Origin of the sequence: Alteromonas sp. Cnat3-28, from assembly GCF_022348265.1 — a bacterium.
GTDB lineage: Bacteria > Pseudomonadota > Gammaproteobacteria > Enterobacterales > Alteromonadaceae > Alteromonas > Alteromonas macleodii.
Genome location: NZ_JAKREY010000015.1, coordinates 80,313 through 99,776 on the forward strand (window position 1 = coordinate 80,313; position 19,464 = coordinate 99,776).

19 protein-coding genes are annotated in these 19,464 nt (G+C 44.1%); 13 read left to right on the plus strand and 6 right to left on the minus strand.

Annotation, left to right across the window (positions count from 1 at the left end):
* Positions 1-66 precede the first annotated feature (66 nt).
* From yegQ to MHM87_RS15050, 4 genes are all read left to right on the plus strand, one after another.
* Complete coding sequence (yegQ, locus tag MHM87_RS15035; protein WP_275443744.1) at positions 67-1,563, plus strand: tRNA 5-hydroxyuridine modification protein YegQ; 1,497 nt, start codon at positions 67-69, stop codon at positions 1,561-1,563.
* Between the two features lie 3 nt (positions 1,564-1,566).
* Positions 1,567-1,812 (plus strand): YfhL family 4Fe-4S dicluster ferredoxin, encoded by a 246-nt coding sequence (locus MHM87_RS15040; RefSeq protein ID WP_014949784.1) that lies wholly within the window; start codon positions 1,567-1,569, stop codon positions 1,810-1,812.
* Between the two features lie 117 nt (positions 1,813-1,929).
* Positions 1,930-3,159, plus strand: a complete 1,230-nt coding sequence (locus MHM87_RS15045) for an aminotransferase class I/II-fold pyridoxal phosphate-dependent enzyme (protein WP_239259918.1) — start codon at positions 1,930-1,932, stop codon at positions 3,157-3,159.
* Between the two features lie 138 nt (positions 3,160-3,297).
* Positions 3,298-4,473 carry a saccharopine dehydrogenase NADP-binding domain-containing protein gene (locus MHM87_RS15050; protein WP_239259920.1) on the plus strand — a complete coding sequence of 392 codons (1,176 nt, stop codon included), beginning with the start codon at positions 3,298-3,300 and terminating at the stop codon, positions 4,471-4,473.
* 74 nt (positions 4,474-4,547) lie between these two features.
* Here MHM87_RS15050 and MHM87_RS15055 read toward each other — a convergent pair whose 3' ends face one another.
* Positions 4,548-5,729 (minus strand): histidinol-phosphate transaminase, encoded by a 1,182-nt coding sequence (locus MHM87_RS15055; protein ID WP_239259922.1) that lies wholly within the window; start codon positions 5,727-5,729, stop codon positions 4,548-4,550.
* A 370-nt stretch (positions 5,730-6,099) separates the two neighbouring features.
* Here MHM87_RS15055 and MHM87_RS15060 point away from each other — a divergent pair, with 370 nt between their 5' ends.
* The 4 genes from MHM87_RS15060 to MHM87_RS15075 all read left to right on the plus strand — a co-directional run bounded on the left by MHM87_RS15060 (position 6,100) and on the right by MHM87_RS15075 (position 12,371).
* Complete coding sequence (locus tag MHM87_RS15060; RefSeq protein ID WP_014949788.1) at positions 6,100-6,363, plus strand: Rho termination factor N-terminal domain-containing protein; 264 nt, start codon at positions 6,100-6,102, stop codon at positions 6,361-6,363.
* Between the two features lie 298 nt (positions 6,364-6,661).
* On the plus strand, positions 6,662-7,636 hold the full coding sequence (locus MHM87_RS15065; RefSeq protein WP_239259947.1) for a DUF1852 domain-containing protein: 975 nt from the start codon (positions 6,662-6,664) through the stop codon (positions 7,634-7,636).
* A 125-nt stretch (positions 7,637-7,761) separates the two neighbouring features.
* Positions 7,762-8,802 carry a methionine synthase gene (locus tag MHM87_RS15070; RefSeq protein ID WP_239259924.1) on the plus strand — a complete coding sequence of 347 codons (1,041 nt, stop codon included), beginning with the start codon at positions 7,762-7,764 and terminating at the stop codon, positions 8,800-8,802.
* 728 nt (positions 8,803-9,530) lie between these two features.
* Positions 9,531-12,371 (plus strand): TonB-dependent receptor, encoded by a 2,841-nt coding sequence (locus tag MHM87_RS15075; RefSeq protein WP_239259926.1) that lies wholly within the window; start codon positions 9,531-9,533, stop codon positions 12,369-12,371.
* Positions 12,372-12,444: 73 nt separating this feature from the next.
* Here the strand turns inward: MHM87_RS15075 and MHM87_RS15080 are convergent, their stop codons facing one another.
* A complete protein-coding gene (locus MHM87_RS15080; RefSeq protein WP_239259928.1) occupies positions 12,445-12,894 on the minus strand; it encodes an effector binding domain-containing protein in 450 nt (149 codons plus the stop codon).
* A gap of 247 nt (positions 12,895-13,141) precedes the next feature.
* Here MHM87_RS15080 and MHM87_RS15085 point away from each other — a divergent pair, with 247 nt between their 5' ends.
* The 3 genes from MHM87_RS15085 to MHM87_RS15095 all read left to right on the plus strand — a co-directional run bounded on the left by MHM87_RS15085 (position 13,142) and on the right by MHM87_RS15095 (position 15,258).
* The gene (locus MHM87_RS15085; RefSeq protein ID WP_171338728.1) at positions 13,142-14,026 is read left to right on the plus strand and encodes a DMT family transporter; all 885 of its coding nucleotides are present in this window, start codon (positions 13,142-13,144) and stop codon (positions 14,024-14,026) included.
* A gap of 385 nt (positions 14,027-14,411) precedes the next feature.
* The gene (locus MHM87_RS15090) at positions 14,412-14,630 is read left to right on the plus strand and encodes a DUF2945 domain-containing protein (protein ID WP_239259930.1); all 219 of its coding nucleotides are present in this window, start codon (positions 14,412-14,414) and stop codon (positions 14,628-14,630) included.
* A 28-nt stretch (positions 14,631-14,658) separates the two neighbouring features.
* Positions 14,659-15,258, plus strand: a complete 600-nt coding sequence (locus MHM87_RS15095) for a DNA-3-methyladenine glycosylase (RefSeq protein WP_239259933.1) — start codon at positions 14,659-14,661, stop codon at positions 15,256-15,258.
* A gap of 16 nt (positions 15,259-15,274) precedes the next feature.
* Here MHM87_RS15095 and MHM87_RS15100 read toward each other — a convergent pair whose 3' ends face one another.
* The 4 genes from MHM87_RS15100 to MHM87_RS15115 form a co-directional block, all read right to left on the minus strand.
* On the minus strand, positions 15,275-15,610 hold the full coding sequence (locus MHM87_RS15100) for a hypothetical protein (RefSeq protein ID WP_014979563.1): 336 nt from the start codon (positions 15,608-15,610) through the stop codon (positions 15,275-15,277).
* A 37-nt stretch (positions 15,611-15,647) separates the two neighbouring features.
* A complete protein-coding gene (locus tag MHM87_RS15105) occupies positions 15,648-16,028 on the minus strand; it encodes a VOC family protein (protein WP_014976792.1) in 381 nt (126 codons plus the stop codon).
* Positions 16,029-16,067: 39 nt separating this feature from the next.
* The gene (locus MHM87_RS15110) at positions 16,068-16,406 is read right to left on the minus strand and encodes a nuclear transport factor 2 family protein (protein WP_039225393.1); all 339 of its coding nucleotides are present in this window, start codon (positions 16,404-16,406) and stop codon (positions 16,068-16,070) included.
* Positions 16,407-16,491: 85 nt separating this feature from the next.
* Entirely contained in the window at positions 16,492-17,112 is a 621-nt protein-coding gene (locus MHM87_RS15115; protein ID WP_239259935.1) for a LysE family translocator, read from the minus strand.
* A 259-nt stretch (positions 17,113-17,371) separates the two neighbouring features.
* Between MHM87_RS15115 and MHM87_RS15120 the strand changes: the two genes are divergently transcribed.
* Positions 17,372-18,799, plus strand: coding sequence for a PLP-dependent aminotransferase family protein (locus tag MHM87_RS15120; RefSeq protein ID WP_239259937.1), 1,428 nt, complete (start codon positions 17,372-17,374; stop codon positions 18,797-18,799).
* 107 nt (positions 18,800-18,906) lie between these two features.
* A complete protein-coding gene (locus MHM87_RS15125) occupies positions 18,907-19,314 on the plus strand; it encodes a hypothetical protein (RefSeq protein WP_239259939.1) in 408 nt (135 codons plus the stop codon).
* Positions 19,315-19,464: the final 150 nt, after the last annotated feature.

Sequence of the window (19,464 nt, forward strand, 5' to 3'; positions counted from 1 at the left end):
TAGAGGTATTTTACGGCTTATAAAATCCGCCGCCTTGTTTAAAGCGTCTAGTAGCGGTTTTTATCTATGACTTCAAAATTATCACCTAATCGCAGCTCTTCTAACCTACGTGAAGACTCAGTTTCAACATTGCCAAAACAAACGTTAATCGCGCCAGAATTGCTTGCACCTGCGGGTAGCTTACGCAATATGCGCTACGCTTTCGCCTATGGCGCTGATGCTGTTTATGCTGGGCAGCCACGCTACTCGCTTCGCGTAAGAAACAACGAATTCAGCCTTGAGAACTTAGCGATAGGCATAGAAGAAGCACATGCTTTAGGTAAAAAGTTCTATGTAGTAAGCAACATTGCTCCGCACAACAGTAAGCTAGGTACCTACCTTAAAGATATTTCACCAGTAATTGCTATGAAGCCCGATGCGTTAATTATGTCAGACCCAGGGCTTATTATGATGGTGCGCGACGCCTTTCCTGAAATGCCTATTCACTTGAGTGTACAGGCCAATGCGGTGAACTACGCCACGGTGAAGTTTTGGCAGAAACAAGGCATAGAGCGCGTTATTTTGTCCCGAGAGCTCTCTTTGGAAGAAATTGAAACTATTCGCGAGCATGTTCCAGACATGGAATTGGAAGTGTTTGTGCATGGCGCGCTTTGTATGGCGTATTCGGGGCGCTGCTTATTGTCTGGATATATGAATAAACGCGATCCGAATCAGGGCACTTGTACCAATGCTTGTCGATGGTCTTACGATGTTAAGGCAGGCGAGGAAAACGAAACTGGCGACATCGTTCTAACCAATGAGATTAATAAGGCAGTTACAGCACCTCAAGTGGTAATTCCTACCCTTGGTGAAGGCACGCCAAGCCCCAAAGTGTTTATGTTAGAAGAAAAGGAAAAGCCTGGAGAACTGATGCCAGCTTTTGAAGACGAACATGGCACCTATATTATGAATTCTAAAGATTTGCGTGCCGTGCAACATGTTGGCAGGTTAACCCAAATGGGCGTGCATAGTTTAAAAATAGAAGGCCGCACTAAATCACATTACTACTGTGCCCGAACCGCTCAAGTCTATAGAAAAGCAATTGACGACGCTGTAGCAGGAAAGCCTTTTGATAGTACATTAATGGGAAGCTTGGATACTTTAGCTCATCGAGGTTATACCGAGGGTTTCTTGCGTCGCCATGCGCACCACGCGTATCAGAACTATGAGTATGGCCACTCAGTCAGCGATAAACAGCAATTTGTTGGTGAAGTGATTGACCGTTGTGAAGAGTCTGGCTATGCAATTATAAACGTTAAAAACAAATTCTGTGTAGGTGACTCGCTTGAGTTGATGACGCCAAGCGGCAACATTACCTTTACTCTAAATGAGATGCTGGATAAGAGAAACCATTCTATTACGGATGCTAAGGGTTCAGGACACCAAGTAAGAATACCGATACCCAGCGATGTGTCTCTAAACTTTGCCCTACTGCTGCGAAATTTAGATGAAGGCGTTGATACCCGCAATCCGTTTCGAAAAGCTCCTAGTGCAGTAACACCCGAAAACGCGAGCGAGGCATAATGCATGGCACTGCTTATTCTTGATAGCTGCATTAACTGCGACATGTGCGAACCCGAATGCCCTAATGCCGCTATAAGCATGGGTAATAAAGTGTATGAAATAGACCCGTTACGCTGTACAGAATGCGTGGGGCATTACGATGCGCCTACTTGCGCAGCGGTATGCCCAATAGATGTTGTTAAGCCTGACCCGCACAATAAAGAATCACTAGACGAGTTGGCCGAAAAGTTTGTTCGTTTAAATAGTTAGCTATGAAGTAAGTCAGCGAGTTAATTGTACTTCTCGAAGAATTCCCTTGAATCATAACCAAGAGTGATCCCTAATTGCGGTACAGTTTGAATTGGCACTACTAATAAGGGTTTTATTTTGAAGTTTGCCTCTCGCGCTACAGCGATCTCTCCGTTTCTTGCTATGGCCTATGGCGAAAAAGCCACGGCACTAGAACAGCAAGGTAAAGATGTTATAAGACTTAATTTAGGCGAGCCTGATTTCGGCGCACCCGCAGCAGTTCTTGCCGCAATGAAAGAAAGCTTAAATGCCCCAGTTTTTCCCTATACCTCGGCGCTGGGCATGGCTGAACTACGTGAAGCCGTTGCACGCTTTTATGAAGTTAAACATGGCGTAGCGTTAAGCCCTTCTAGAGTGGTCGTGACCGCTGGGGCTTCTGGCGCTTTACTTTTGGCAAGTGCTGCCTTGGTTGAACCAGGCGACAACGTGATATTGGGCGACCCGTCTTACCCTTGTAACCGACGTTTTTTAAACGCATTTGGCGCAGAGGTAACGCTGGTACCAACACGCAGTGAGGATAACTTTCAGCTAACCGCAACAAGTGTTGCCGATAATTGGAAGCACAACACGAAAGGCGTACTTATTGCCACACCTGCCAATCCTACTGGTACGGTTATAGATGCAGAAGAGTTGACTAAAATTGGCGAGTACTGCAAATCCAAAGGTGGCTTTTTAATTGTTGACGAAATTTACTTGGATCTATCGCTTTCGGCTGATCTTGATGTACGCAATGATACATTCGCTTCCCAATCGACCTTGGGCACTGATACCAAACTTCAAACCGTACTTGCCAATGCACAGCTTGAAGAAACAGTGGTCGTAATAAACAGTTTTTCCAAATATTTTGGCATGACCGGCTGGCGTCTTGGCTGGTGTGTGGTACCTGAAGCAATGACGCCCATCGTTGAAAAACTCGCGCAGAATTTGTTTATTTGCCCCTCTACCCTATCGCAAAAAGCCGCTCTTGCGTGCTTTAAACCAGAAGCATTGGCGCAATGCGAGCAAAACCGCCATACGCTGGAAAAGCGTGCTTCCCTTGTTTTTAGTGCACTTGAAAATATGAGGCTTGGTTTAGATGCAAAGCCTGACGGTGCGTTTTACGCCTACATCAATATTAAGCACACAGGGCTAAGTGCAATTGAATTTTGTGATGCCCTACTTTCACAACATCACGTAGCGCTTACGCCGGGTAATGATTTTGGTGAGCACAATGCCAACCATTACGTAAGACTGTCTTTCGCCACTAGCATTGAACGCTTGGAGGAAGGGCTTTCACGGCTTGCTGAGTTTGTAGAATCATTAAGCTAACGCTTTTTTATGCTCACCATTTAATTTCGTGAATAGACAAATATTACCGAAAAAAATGATAGATATGGGTGCTTGTGCGTATATTGAGTAACGCATATTGATGACACGTGTCGAAACGAGATAAAACAGGACAAAACAATGAGTAACGAACGGGAATTTGATGTAGTTATTTTCGGTGCTACAGGTTTTACGGGTAAGTTAGTAGCTGAATATTTTCAGGCTCAGTATGGCAGCGATGACAACGTTAAGTGGGCGGTCGCAGGCCGAAACGAAGCTAAACTCAACGGCGTAAAAAAGAAGCTAGGCATTAGTGAAAGCGTTGCTAGCATTGTAGCCGATGGTGATGATGATGACGCGCTAAATGCGTTGACGAAGCGCACAGCCGTTGTACTTACCACTGTTGGTCCGTATCAAATTTACGGTGAAAAGTTACTTTCTGCATGTGTCGATAACGGCACCGGCTATACAGATCTTTGCGGTGAGCCAGCCTGGATGCACCAAATGATCAATAAATACGAAGCGAAAGCTAAAGAAACCGGCGCAAACATTGTGTTCTCGTGTGGCTTTGACTCTGTGCCTTTTGACCTTGGTGTGTACTACCTTCAAGAACATGCCAAAAAGCAAACTGGCGATGTCATTGAATATGTAAAAGGTCGCGTTCGTAAAATGCAGGGCACGTTCTCTGGCGGTACGGCTGCAAGTTTAAAAGCGACCATGGCGGCTGCGCACAAAGATAAGTCTGTCATGGCGGCACTTATTAACCCGCACTCATTAACCGATGGCGCGTCAAATCAGCCACAGCCCGATGGCAATAAACCTTACTTCGATGAGCAGTTAGGCACATGGGTTGCACCATTTATTATGGCGGCCATCAATACTAAAAACGTTCATCGCACGAACTACCTGGGCGGATATAGCTACGGCAAGAACTTTCAATATGATGAAATGATGATGACTGGTCCAGGTGAGAAAGGTGAAGCCATGGCGAATCACGTTGCCAAAGATAAGTCGCTTGCAAGTGATGATGGCCCTAAACCAGGTGAAGGTCCGAGCAAAGAAGAGCGCGAAAATGGCTTTTACGATGTGATGTTTGTGGGCACAGCTAAAAATGGAGACATGCTTGCCGTATCGGTAAAAGGCGACAAGGATCCAGGCTACGGCTCTACCAGTAAAATGATTTCAGAATCTGCCCTTTGCTTGTGCAAAGACGTTAGTTTATCTGGTGGTTTCTTTACACCTGCGGCAGCACTCGGTAACAAGCTTATCAGCCGTTTAGAAGATAAAGCAGGCTTAACGTTTACTATCGAGAAGTAGCCATTCAAAAAACGAAGGCTGAACCCAAATTGCGTTCAGCCTTTTCTCTCTGCGCTAGGTGTTATTGTTGTTTTTTAAGCGAGTACCGCTTTTAATGCTTTAACGCACGCGTCAGTTTCTTCAGGTGTCCCTACACTAATACGTGACCAGGAGTCGTACCCAGGCCATGTGCGCCCTACAACCTTTATGCCTTGAGCTTTCATCTTTTCTGAAAATTTATCGTGCGGCATGCCCGTATCTATGTAAATAAAATTCCCTTGTGGATTTGGCGCAAACCGCTGCTTTAACTCTTTGGCTACTTTCACTAACTTTTCACGCTCAGTTTTAATGCGTGAGCGCATCGTGTCTAAGTTCTCATGGTCATCCATACTCGCCATACCCGCTACTAATGCTAAGTAGTTCACACCACCCATGCGCAGCATACCGCCCATTGTTTTAGCTTGCTCAGCAGGCATGATGGCGTAACCTAGACGCTGGCCCGCCATGGCGTGAATTTTAGAGAAAGTGCGACAAATCACCACATTGTACCCTTCAGCTACTAACTTTGATTGCACATTAGCGGGGTAAGCATCAGACATTTCAATGTAGGCTTCATCGATGAAAACCTGTGCTTTTTTCGATACGCGTTTTGCAAAAGCGGTAAGCTTCGCCGCATCTACCATGCTCCCTGTCGGATTATTTGGATTACATACGTACACAGCAGTCGTATCTTCGGTTACTGCTGCTTCAATTGCATCTAGATCAAAAGTCATATCATTGGCTAACGGCACGTAGGTCACGTCTGCCCCCATAAACTCAGCGCCCCGTGGTACGCCTTCGTAGGTTGCCATAGACGTTACCAGCTTATTGCCGTTTTTGGTGATCCAGTCCGCATAGCCAAAAAGAATAGGTGAAGATCCATTCGTAATTACGATTTGCTCAGCAGATACGCCTTCTTGCTCAGCAATTTTTTGCGCTAACACTTCAACCGTAGCGTCGGTATAACGCGCTAGGTTTAAAAGCTCGCTTTGCATTGCCTTTGCGGCTTTTTTTGACGGCCCAAAGGCGTTTTCATTTGACGATAAGCGAATAAGACCATCGTTTACATTGGGGGTAGCAGACGGGAAGTGTTCAGTTTGCATACCTGCGGCACGAAGGTCGCCCATAATACTGTCAACGCTGGTCGTTAGCGCTACTGCTCCTGCACCTAATCCCACTGACTTTAACCAACTACGGCGTGAAGAATTCACGGTGCTCTGTTGTTCATTTTTATTCATATTTCGCTCTGCCTTCCGTCTATATTCACTTTAGACTAAAGGCTTAATTTTGAACGCGCAATAGCATGAAAAACGTAAACCATTGACATAAATGCACTTTTTACGTGCATGTGGCGCACTAAAATTGACAACATAAGAAGTTTTAACGCGTTAAGTCGTTACATTACGGTGCAGCGTTATTTTGTCGTTTTCGGCGTTTGCGATGAATGACATTTTTTCTGATGTTAAAGGCGCAGCACTCTCTCGCTATTGGTTCTTCGCACTTGAAGCCTGCCTTTTAAACGACTGTGTAATCCATCTATATAAATACAAAGTAAGAATTACGGCGAAACATTAATCGATTACTCAGTATGCAAAACAGGAGTTAAACATGGCTAAGGACCACGGCAACCAAATTAAAAACGACGACACTTACGAAGCCCTTCGCGAGGAAGGCTATAGCAAAGAGAAGTCGGCGCGCATTGCCAATGCGCAAGCCAATAGCGAACAAACGCCTTCTAAAGATGGTGGAAAAGGCAAAAAGTACGAGGATCGCACTAAAGAGGAACTGTATCAAAAGGCCAAGGAAGTCGGCATTGAAGGTCGCTCTAACATGAGCAAAGACGAATTAATTGATGCGTTACGCAATCATTAGTGGCGGACAGACCGCCACATACAAAAACTGGTCACTGAGGCGGTGATGATTACGTTTTATCAGACACGCATGATTTGTACATTTCGTGGCAAACCTCAAATTCAAGTAAAGATCTACCGCCTCAATAGTAAGCGATTAGCTCTTCGCCCGCCCAATGCATGACTATATTTCATGATAAAATGAAAATAAGTCATTTTTATTCATAGTTAAATCAACGTATAACGTGTTCATAGCTTTACAGCATTCTCACTACTCGGTTTAACTTTAGGAATAGAAGCGCATTCTCATGAACAACAACGTGAACACAGATTTCTCTTTTACTATAAACAGCGTTCAGTTTAATGAAGATTATCGCCCTTCAGATAACACACGCATCACCACTAATTTCGCTAATTTAGCCCGCGGAGAACGCCGCAAAGAAAATTTGCGCGATGCACTGAGCATGATCAATAACCGCTTTAATGCATTGGCGAGCTGGGATAATGAAAATGGCAATCGCTATGCAGTTGAACTTGAAATCGTTTCGGTAGATATCGATGTAGAGGGTAACGGCAACACATTCCCAACTATCGAAATCTTACAAACCAATATAATTGACAAAAAAACGGGTAAACGTACCCAAGGTATAGTGGGAAACAACTTCTCGTCTTATGTTCGCGATTATGACTTTAGCGTTCGTCTATCTAATCACAATCGTGGCCAGTCGTCGTTCAGCGTCCCTACCGATTTTGGTGATCTGCACGGAAAACTGTTTAAGTGCTTCGTTAATTCAGAAGCCTATAAATCACATTTTTCAAAACTGCCGGTCATTTGTTTAAGCGTTTCTGATAATAAAACCTACCGCAGAACAGAAAACCAGCATCCTGTATTAGGTGTGGAATATCAGCCTAATGAATCGTCATTAACTGAACAGTATTTTAAAAAGATGGGCTTAAATGTGCGCTATTTCATGCCTCCAAATAGTGCGGCTCCTTTTGCGTTTTATTTCTTTGGTGACTTGCTAAATGACTACACCAATTTAGAGCTTATCAGCACTATTGCTACGATGGAGACCTTCCAAAAAATTTATCGTCCTGAGATTTATAACGCTAACGCTCAGGCAGGTTTAAGCTTCAAACCAAACTTGAAAAATAGCGATCACTCAGTGACTCGCATTGTTTATGACCGTGAAGAGCGGACTCATCTAGCCGTTGAACAAGGCAAGTTCGTAGAAGAAAACTTTATAAAGCCTTATCAACACAAGTTAGCGCAATTCACAGCAAGCTACGCCTGATAAGTTCATTTAGATACTTGCGATATTCAAACCGCACACGTTGCGACAGTGAAACTATGATAAGGGCAGCACGTACTGCCCATCACGCATCCATACGAATTATTGATTAGAAGAAAGCGAATCACATGACAAAACTACTCCCCACCTCTATTGCAGGCAGTCTTCCAAAACCATCGTGGCTTGCACAGCCTGAAACCCTGTGGTCGCCGTGGAAGCTAGAAGGTGAAGCATTAGAGGAAGGCAAAAAAGACGCGCTTCGCGTTACCCTTCAGGAACAGACCGTATCAGGCATCGATATTGTGTGTGACGGTGAGCAAACCCGTCAGCATTTTGTAACTACCTTTATTGAGCACCTTGACGGTGTTGATTTTGAAAACCGTAAAACCGTACGTATTCGCAATCGCTACGACGCTAGCGTACCTGTCGTTACCCAAGCGGTTACACGGCCAAAATCAGTGTTCGTTGAAGACGCAAAGTTCTTAAGGAGCCAAACCGATCAGCCCATAAAATGGGCATTACCTGGCCCTATGACAATGGTTGATACGCTGTACGACGACCATTATAAAAGTCGCGAAAAACTTGCATGGGAGTTTGCCAAAATACTAAACCAAGAGGCGAAGGAGCTTGAGGCTGCTGGTGTTGACATTATCCAGTTTGATGAACCTTCGTTTAACGTATTTTTCGATGAAGTCAATGAATGGGGTATTGCCGCATTAGAAAGAGCCATTGAAGGGCTTAAATGCGAAACTGCAGTGCACATTTGCTACGGATATGGCATCAAAGCCAATACCGACTGGAAGAAGACATTGGGCTCTGAGTGGCGACAATATGAAGAAAGCTTTCCTAAGCTAGCAAAATCTAATATCGATATGGTCTCGCTGGAGTGCCATAACTCTCATGTACCCATTGAACTAATCTCGCTTCTTAAAGGCAAAAAAGTGATGGTGGGCGCTATTGATGTTGCAACTGACACAATAGAGACACCAGAAGAAGTAGCAGCTACATTACGTGAAGCATTAAAGTACGTGGATGCCGACAAACTCTACCCTTGTACAAACTGTGGTATGGCCCCCCTTTCTCGACAGGTTGCTCGTGGCAAGCTTGAAGCGCTCAGCGCAGGTGCTGAAATAGTAAGACAGGAATTAGCTCAGAAGCTCAGTGCTTAATACGCCTCAAAACTTTTGTTAAACAAGAGCATTTTTAAAAGCACACTAAAGCCCACATCAACGTGGGCTTTTTTATTTCTAGCGGTTCAAAACAGTATCAGCGTTAGTCTCATCTATTCGACCTTATTTAAGGTTAACTCCCTTACATTATTTATAATTTCCACAGAATTAAGGATAATTAAAAACATCATTAAGAAATAAGAGAGAAAATATAACACATGGAGAAGTAACGAATATTTAACTTATGAGCAACATTATCAATTACTTGATTTAAAACAGCGACAAAACAACTATTATTCACGTTAAAAAAAGAAACTTTAGTATACACGGTTTAAATTTACTCAGTTAGTGCAATATACGAGCAAAAACCTTCTAACTCAAAATTAAACAAGCAAATGAAAAACAAGACGAAAACCGCTTATTAAGTGCTCTAAAAAGACACTTTTCGACCACATGGTCATTATAAAAACAATTGTTGAACATTATTAATACAAAACTTAAAAATATTAATTAAACCTACTATTTATAAACTCTTTAAAATTAAGTTAACTCTTTCATAGCTAGAATTTAATTCACCGCAAAAAATTGATTTATTTAATACTAGATAATTAGAATGCGCGCCATTGCAACATAAGTAAAAACTACGCATGCAATTTGGCTAGCCCTTGCCTATTTACGGGGCGTTAACCAACAACAAGCACGTAAATCTAATTCACTAGGAACAATCCATGAAAAATATTGCAACTGCAGTTCAGTTAGCATTAGCTGGAAGTGTCGCGTTGACCTCAGGCAACGTTCTTGCACAGGACTCAACAAATGAAAGCGCTGACGTTGAAAAAATTCAGGTCACCGGTTCTCGTATCTCTCGTCAGGGCGCTATCGCTCCATCACCAGTAACAGCCATTTCTGGTGAGTCACTTCTTAATTCAGGTGCGATGAACATTGGTGAGGTGCTTAATGAGCTTCCTTCACTTGCAAACACATTCTCATTAGGTAATTCAGGTCAATTTATTGGAACTGCTGGTCTAAATATTCTTGACCTACGTGGTATGGGTACTGACCGCACATTAGTATTGGTAGACGGTAAACGTCACGTATCTTCTTCAGCTGGTTCTGCAGCGGTTGATACCAACACCATCCCTACTTCATGGATTGAGCGCGTAGAAATCGTTACTGGCGGTGCTTCTGCGGTTTATGGTGCAGATGCAGTAACTGGTGTTGTTAACTTCATTCTTAAAAAGGACATTGAAGGTTTCGACGTGAGTGCGACGCAAGGCTTTGCACAGGAAAACGGTTATAAGAACGATAAATACCAAGCATCATACGGCTTTAACTTCGACAATGATCGCGGCAACATTGCTTTTGCAGCCGAATACAGCTCACAAGAAGCTTTAGAGGCCCTTGACAATCCTTGGACTGCAACGTCGTATCGTAATATGAGCTTTGAAAGCATCATGGGATACGAGCGCAGTGATGACCAGTTAAATTCAACGGCATTTCCTGACAACTTTTACACTGCTAATGCGGGCTACTACACACTAAACAACTCTGGCGTTTTTGGCGGCAACTCTCAGACTTTCAACGCTGACGGTTCAATTCGCGAAATCTACACCGGTGACCAAGTAGACGGTGCGTTCTGCGCAAACTGTGATTCGTTTAACCTGCGCCAGTTTACGCAGCTTCAGCCTGAGTTTGATCGTACTAACCTAAATGTAAAAGGTAACTACGAGCTAAACGACGACACCACAGTGTATGCACAGGCTAAGTACGCGCGTACTCGTGCAATTACAATGGGCCAGCCTGCTTTCTTCTATGGCGGCTCAGAGACAACCATTTATCGTAACAATGCCTTTCTAGATGATAGCGTTGCCGCATACATGGATGAAAACGAACTAGACAGCATTCAGCTTAACCGCATGATGACTGACCTAGGGCGCCGCACCGAAGCAGACGAGCGTGAAACTTATCGCTACGTGCTAGGTATCGAAGGCTACATTGGTGACGAGTGGAGCTACGAGGCATTTGTTAACTACGGCAAAACTGAATTAGAGCGTGAGAACCGCAACAACCTTGTTTTGCAAAACTTCGAGAATGCACTTAACGCAATAACTGACGGCGATGGAAACATTGTTTGTGCGTCAGGTAGTGATGACGGCTGTGTACCGCTGAACATTATGGGCTTTGGTCAGCCTTCACAAGAAGCAATTGACTACGTCAATACTACATCAGTTGGCACAAGCAAAATTGAACAATACAACGCTGGCGCAACCATCGCAAACTCTGGTATTTATGAATTACCTGCAGGATACGTTGGCTTTGCAGCCGGTGTTGAATATCGCAAAGAAAAAAGCGAAATTGAAGAACCTGATAATGCAGCGGGTACCTTTTTCAACACTCTAGGTGAAGATAAAGGCGATTACGATGTATCAGAAGTATTTACTGAAGTTACTATTCCACTACTTGCCGATCTCCCTGGCGTAGAAATGCTGACATTTGATACTGCGGCGCGGATTGCCAACTACTCTTCGATTGGCAACGCGAAAAGCTGGAAGCTTGGTCTAGATTGGAAAGTGTATGAAGATTTACGTCTACGTGCGACAAAATCATCTGCACTACGCGCGCCGAACATCGGTGAACTTTATGGTGAAGCAAGCCAAACCTTCTTCCGCGTAGACGATCCATGTCGTACAGACAACCTTGCTGACTTAGCCAACGCCGACCAACGCATTGCAAACTGTGCAGCGTTAGGTATCCCTGCAGATTTCAACTCTGATTACGACTCAGCAACGCTAGAAGGCGTAAACGGTGGAAACATTGACTTGCAAGCGGAGAGCTCAATCTCTAAAACACTAGGTGTTGTCTATACTCCTAGCTGGTTTGAAGGCTTTACCGCTACTGTTGACTACTGGGAAATCGAGCTGACAGACGCAATTTCGTCTATTGACGGCCAAACAATTTTGGACCGCTGTGTTGACTCTGAGTCGGGTATTAACAACGTATACTGTGGCCTTATCGACCGTGATGGAACTACCGGTGAAATCACTCAGATTCGTAGCTATGCATTGAACATCGCGGGTCAAGAAGCCAAGGGTATCGACTTCGAACTAGGATATGATTTCGACGCGCTAGAAGGCGCATTCCGTACTAGCTTGATTGCGACTTACCTTAAAGACCGCAAAGAATTCCCATTCCAAGATAACCCTGAAGTATTCTATCAGTACGCAGGTACGGCAGGTGAATCTGATTGGCAGGGTGTATTCACCATCAACTATAGCCGTGGTGATTGGGAAGCAAGCTGGAAAACTCGCTACCTAGAACGTTCAAGCCTTTACGACAACCAAGAGTTAGCGCGTAACCCAAATCCGAGCAACCGTATGGAACTGCCTTCATACGCTGTGACTGACGTGACCGCGGGTTACAACTTTGCTAACGGTGTTAGCCTAACCGTGGGTATTGATAACCTGTTTAACCGTGCGCTACCGACAGGCACGACAGGCACGGGTTCAATAGACGGCGCGTACGACAACATTGGCCGCTTCGGTTACGTTACCGTAGCGTACAAAATGTAATTTACGTAATATTGAGCAATGATAAAAACGGCGCTTATTAGCGCCGTTTTATTATTATAAAGTTAACATGACCTCATTTTATCGCTATATAAACGTCTATATGGTTGCCATTCACATAGTGCTCGAAGTCTATTGAAAACGTCCTTTCATACTCGGCACCTCCTTCTGTGAAATAGCGCCAAATATCGCTCCATGCATCAATGGCAATTTGCGGCATTTCACCTTGTCGCGAAAAAACGAGATACTTTCCTGCGGGAATAGTGATGTGCTCAACCTTTAAATGTTCTGGCACTGAGTCACCGTCAAACCCAGCCAACACGGAAAAGTCACCGGAATGATCGGATTCGTAGTTGAAATACACGCCATACACTCGCTCGCCGCCTTTATAGTCAACAGCTATCGAATTATCAAACCTTTGCCAAAGTGTGGGTATCTTTCCCAGTGGTGAGAATTCAGTGTGATTATTGGTAATCACCGAAAAGCCTTTAATATTTATCGGTGAAGAGAGTTGTCGCATTTCCATGTCTTTATTCCATTTATTTGTGCGAGATAATCATGATACACGCTTGTGCTTTGCCCACCATTCAGATCTTGGTTATTTCACTTACTTTTCATGTGTATTTTAACTGCAAAGTAAAAGGCTCATTGGTTTAAAATAATGAAACTAGCTGTTATCACCTTTTAATTTTCAATACTTTCCCTTATCAACGAGCATTTCAGTTTTAGAACAAATATAATCCGGTTTTGTCTCATCCAGGTTGCAATATATTGTGAATCAACGTTTTTTACTTGCCATAGTCGCAGTGCTTCTGGCGATGGTAACCATACAGTCTGGTGCATCGTTTGCGAAGCAACTCTTTCCTATCGTCGGCCCTGAAGGCACCAGTGCTCTTCGTGCGTTTTTCGCCGCGTTGGTGTTAACAATAATTTTTAGGCCTTGGAGAGCGCGCTTGAGCGCGAAAGGATGGCGTAACGTTATTTTCTACGGCGCTTGCTTAGGCGCAATGAATATCATCTTCTATCTTGCGATTGAGCGTATTCCCCTTGGCATAGGTGTTGCGCTTGAGTTCACCGGGCCATTGGCTGTGGCATTTTTTAGTGCCAGAAAAAAGCGAGACTTTGCTTGGGCTATTTTAGCCGTTGCAGGCGTTTGTTTGCTGCTTCCCGATATTGGCGGCGCGTCGGCCGAGAGCTTAGATCCCGTCGGCGTTATTCTTGCCCTTACAGCCGGAGCGTTTTGGGCCGGTTATATCGTATTTGGAAACAAAACAGGCAACGAAGGTTCTGGCGGTGTTACGGTAACATTAGGCATGCTAGTGGCTGCTATCTGTGTAGTGCCTATTGGCGTTGCAAGTCAAGGTATCGCCTTACTCTCGCCACAAGCTATTTTCATCGGGTTCGCTGTAGGCGTATTCTCGTCGGCTATCCCGTATACGTTAGAAATGAGTGCAATGCGCAATATGCCTAAGCAAACCTTCAGCATTATGATGAGTGTTGAGCCTGCCGTTGCAGCCATAGCGGCGTTCATCATTATTGATGAAACCCTCACGCTTTCACAATGGTTTGCAGTGGCTTTAGTCGTTATTGCTACCGCCGGGAGTTCAGCTACGCAAAAACAACTACCCAAACAAAAACAAATTGAAACCCTTTCCTAGGGCCTGTTGACCTTTGGTGTACGAATTTTGGTCTAAATGGAAGCCTTTTAATCGCGAAACAGTCCTGCAAGCCTAGCGAGCTAAGTTAAAGGACTGTGACAAAGAGTAAAAGGCTTCCATAACGACCCCTTCGGGCAGCGCCTTTGTGCCATCTATACTGCGTTGAATGTTTTCGATTTAGAACCACTAAACCGTCAAACATCCGCCTTGTCTAGATGGCACACAGACCGCTGCAAAAATGTACAACAAAGGTCAACAGGCCCTAGGGTTTCAAACTTTCTGTACTTTTTTACCATCCTTATTTTCCCCCTTTTTGAACTCAGGTCTTATTCTTTTCGTTAAACAACTTAAGTTAATAGTTGATTTAGTGGCTTAGGGAATAATCATGAAACATTATGCGGTAAACACAGAATTAGAATGGGAATGGGGAAACGGTAGTGCAACGGGAAATATCAGAGAAAAATTTACCAATGATGTAGAGCGCACGATTAAGGGTTCGTCAGTAAAACGAGAGGCTAGCGACAGCGACCCAGCATATCTCATTGAACAGGACGACGGTAGCAAAGTGCTAAAATCTCACAGCGAAATTACGAAGTCGTCTTAATTTGTTGATTAGTAAACCTAAACGAAAAATGCAGCGTTCTTTTTTCACTGATAGCGATGTCGTCAATATAGCAAAGGCGCTCATTGGTAACGTCCTGTTTAGTAATGTCGACGGCGTACTAACCGGGGGAACGATAACAGAAACGGAAGCCTACCGTGGTCATCAGGATCTTGCCATGGAAAAACACCTGTTGCGGCGCCCTTCTTCGATATCAACACTTAAAAAGCAAGGCGGCGTTGCTTACATCTACACCATTTATGGTTCTCACTGTATATTGAATATTGTTGCCAATGACGCTGACCACACTGATTCAGTTCTGATCCGAAAAATTAAGCCTACAGAAGGTGTAGACAAAATGCGTGAACGTCGCGGCGTGAACACATCATTGCGTAATCTATGTGACGGTCCAGCTAAGCTGACACAAGCTCTTGCGATAACACCTGCGCTTAATGGTGAGCCTGTAGTGAATAACACTTTGATTTGGATTGAGGAAAGTAACCATGCCATTGCTAGTAAACATATCACTAGTTCGCCTCGCATCGGCATAGACTACGCAAAAGACGATCAAACCGGTAAGCTAGGTGCACGGGATGACACAACCTTGCCTTGGCGGTTCACGCTTAAGTAGCGCACCTCAATTGAAACTACTTCGCAAAAGCGAAAGTCAGCTTGCAGTCGATGTATTTGAGCAATTTGTTTACCACCCTTGGCACGGCAATATCACCGTTAGCAATTTTTGATTCAACATAAATATCGCAGTCATCATATTGAATTTGCTGGCGAATAACGTAATCGTTGAGTTCGTCAAACAGGCTTTCTTTTAAAGGCACCATGCCAATGAACGCACCTGAGCCTTTTTCATCTACGAATTCTTCACGCTTACTAAAGTAAGCGCCTTCAATTTCTCGTTTTAGCGTATACGCCTGCATGGCATCTAATTTTGTTAAGCGAAAGTGCACGCTAGTTTGGGAGTCTGTCACTGGTTATCTCGGTTTTTCTTGAAGTTTATCTAAATGGCTACTGCTTTATTTCAACTTTCCAAGGCGGGTTCACTCTATTCTCTCCTGCCCAGTACAGCTTTATTTTGTTGCCAGATGGATCTCTTAAAATGGCCTCTTTCCAAAGGTAGCGCTGCTGCGTTGGCGGCTGCTCAAAACGAATACCTTTTTCCACAAGAGAGGTATACAACTCTTCTAGCGCCTCGTGTTCAAAATAGATCACACTGTGATTTTGAGCACTTTCGCTTTCTAAAGAGAGCGAAAAAGTGGACGAGCCTTCAGGACAGGTGAATCTGGCATAATGCGGTGTATCTACAATTTGAGTAAACCCAAGTGTAAGGTAAAATTCCACCGCTTCGACCATATTAGTAACGGGTAACGTGACTTGGTTCAATTCCATGAAGACCTGCTCCTTGTATTTATATTGTTTGCGCTAGATTTAATCGTCGCGTCCTAGATAAGCATGAATAGCTATGATTTTACCGTTTTCATTAAATTTCAAGACATCAACAACGAACAGTGTTTCAGACTTATCCACCACAATTTTGAGCTCACCAGACACCATCTTCTCGTTTACCATAGTAGACAGCACATCTATTTCTATCGAGTCAGCATTCTCAAAGTTCTTACGTGTTTCATCAACGGCTAACCGTTTACCTTTTACAGAAATTTTCCAGTCCCTTAATGCAATGTCATCCGCAAACATATCGGAAACACTGTCTAGGTCCTTTTGTTCATAGGCTCTTAAGTATTGAATAAAGACTTCGACCCACTCCATTTTACGTGTTCCCTTTATCAGTTTTTTAAAAGACACAAGCCAATCGGTTTACACCCAAAAGGCCAGCGTCCAGTTAATATAACCGTTACACTATCAAAAATAACGTGGCTGCTGTGGCCGCGCCCATTGTAAGGTTAAACTGCCGTCTTCGAGTTGGCGAACTCAACCACACGCGTATTTTTGCGCCTACCGCTGCCCAAAGCGAGATGCTTGGAAAACCAATCACGGCAAAAGCGGTAACAATCGCAATACCAGATTGGGTGTAGTGCTCGCCAGGCAGTGAAAACGTGCCTACGCTGGCTAACGCCATCATCCATGCTTTAGGGTTAATTAACTGAAATAATGCCCCTTCCCACCACTTGAGCGGCCCTTGGCGTTTGGTCGACTTAATTTTGTTTTCTACTAGGCCTACTGGCTCATCTACGGGGCCAGTGGCAATTTTAAATGCTAACCATAACAGGTATGCCACGCCAAGTACTTTTAGCACAATGTACAGTACGGGAAATATGTTGAACAGCGCACCAATGCCGAGCAGTGTGCTTATCATTAGACCTGCAACACCAATTACAATACCCAGCATGTGCGGCAGCGAACGTTTATAACCGTATTGTGCCCCAGAAGCCAATAGCATCATATTATTAGGGCCAGGCGTTACCGTACTGATGATCGCGAATGTCGCAAGCGCGATGAGTAAAGATGTTTCCATGACAGTCCTTATGTGTTGAGGTGAGCAATGCGTTTTTTTAAAAGAAAGGGGTCGGTTAACAAAACGCTTGTTTTTCACCAACACAATACAATCATATTTTTGTATGCATCATACCCAAATACGCTTGAAAACAGCCATACAGTTTAGTCATGGTAACGTCTGTATGGTAGTTATTTCACCAATCTGTATGGTTAAAAGCTCCTGTCAATTAAGATATAGTTATCTGTATGCAGATAACTTCATAAGAATAAATATTGCGATGACGCTTTACGAAACATTAGCCAATGAACTTAAAGCCCAAATCGAGCGTGGTGTTTTTGAGGTGGGGAACAAGTTACCTTCGGTTAGGCAGCTGTCAACGGAGCATAAAGTAAGTATAGCTACCGTGCAGGAAGCATATCGAGTGTTAGAAGCGCAGCAACTGGTAGAGGCAAAACCTAAATCAGGTTATTTTGTCGCCTGTAGTATCTTAATAGATAACACCCCTAGCATGACGAAGCCTCCGCAACGCCCTATGGATGTGTCTCAATGGGAAGATGTGCTAGACACTTTGCTGAATATCTTCAATAAAGATCATGACGCTAAAACCCTGTGCCAGTTTCAGCATGCCATGCCCAACATGACTGCCAAAACCCTTAAACCGCTTATAAAACGCCTGCATGAACTCACCAAACATCGAGCCTTGGACGGCATGATATACGGTGACGTAAAAGGTGATGAAACTCTGCGAAAACAGCTAAGCCGATTGGCCGCAGCATCTGGCTGTGTGTTGCAAAGCGACGAATTCATTGTAACTTCTGGCTGCCAGGAAGCCTTATCTGTGTGCCTTCGCGCAGTGGCGAGCGCCGGCGATGTGATAGCGGTAGAATCCCCCGGATTCTACGGTGCTATGCAAGCTATAAAAGGCGCTGAATTAAAAGCGTTAGAGATCCCCACCGACTCTGAAACAGGACTGAGTTTAGAGGCATTAAAGCTAGCGCTTGATCAATGGCCGATCAAGGCCATTTTAGTCGCCCCAACGGTAAATAACCCTCAAGGATTTGTTATGCCTGAGGCGAAAAAGAAAGCGCTATATGAATTGGCCAGAGAGTACGATGTAGCCATTATTGAAGATGATATTTACGGCGATATTGCCTACGCCTACCCTCGTCCAAAAACCATTAAATCGTTCGATAAAGATGGGCGTGTTTTACTGTGCTCCTCGTTTTCAAAAACGCTAGCGCCTGGTTTTCGCGTGGGTTGGATAGCGCCGGGAAGCTATAGAAACAAAGTGCTCCACGTTAAATATGTCAGTAGCTCTATGTGCCCTACTCTACCCCAATTAGCTATAGCCAGTTTCATTGAGCAAGGCGGTTATGACAAACATATTCGGGCTATGCGTCACCATTACCTAAGTGCACGAGACGCACTACGTTCAGACATTAAGCGTTACTTTCCCGCCGACACCTGTATTAGCTACCCTCAAGGGGGCTATGTGCTTTGGGTAGAGCTAAACAGCCGTTATGACTCCGTGACGCTGGCTGACGAAGCCAAGCAAAAAGGAATTTATGTCGCGCCAGGGCAACTATTTTCGGCAACAGGTAAGTATCGACATTGCCTGCGTTTTAATTTCATTGATAGTACGCAGGCTGCACGCACCGAAGCTATTCAGCGTCTTGGTGAGATGCTTGTTGCACAAGAAGCCTAATTTTTTATACAAAGTGCGTAAACCCAAGGGCAGTTGATCCACATCAACGCAGGCTAGCCGTAAGTCCACCAAAATAAAACCATCCAAACTAACCTGTGAAACTTTGTATGCTTACGTTAGTGAATAATACAGATGCGAATGATGACATTGTGCCTGAAGCACACGGACTATACCGTCTGCATTTAAAGCCTAACACGCAAATGGCGATAGAGAATAAGCCCGTCTTCGGTGCGAATATTACGCTACATAGCAGCGTATTGAAGCACGATAGTTTTGTGGCAACGCCAGATAATATATTAGGTTGGCTGGATCACTGCGGTTTGTCACACTTTGCAGTGAAAGCCGAGACCGACAATTCAGAAAGTGAAGACACGTCTGTACTTTTGCCTTCACAGTTTTTAAATGCCGAAGGCGGAATTTTGCGTGTAACTGCCCCCACCCGCATTTATCTAATCAGCAAAACCCCTATTGATATTAACAAACGCGGTCTGTGCCTTTTTACGCCAGTAAAATAACGACCCAGAAATGTACTCTGACCCTGAGGTATCCCCACAAATAATATAATGATATCAGCGAGATAAAAAAGATAGGAACATTCATGACGTTTGGTGATCAGATCAATCGCCAAAAATCACTGAGGCCAAACAGCCATGAATGCTCTATCT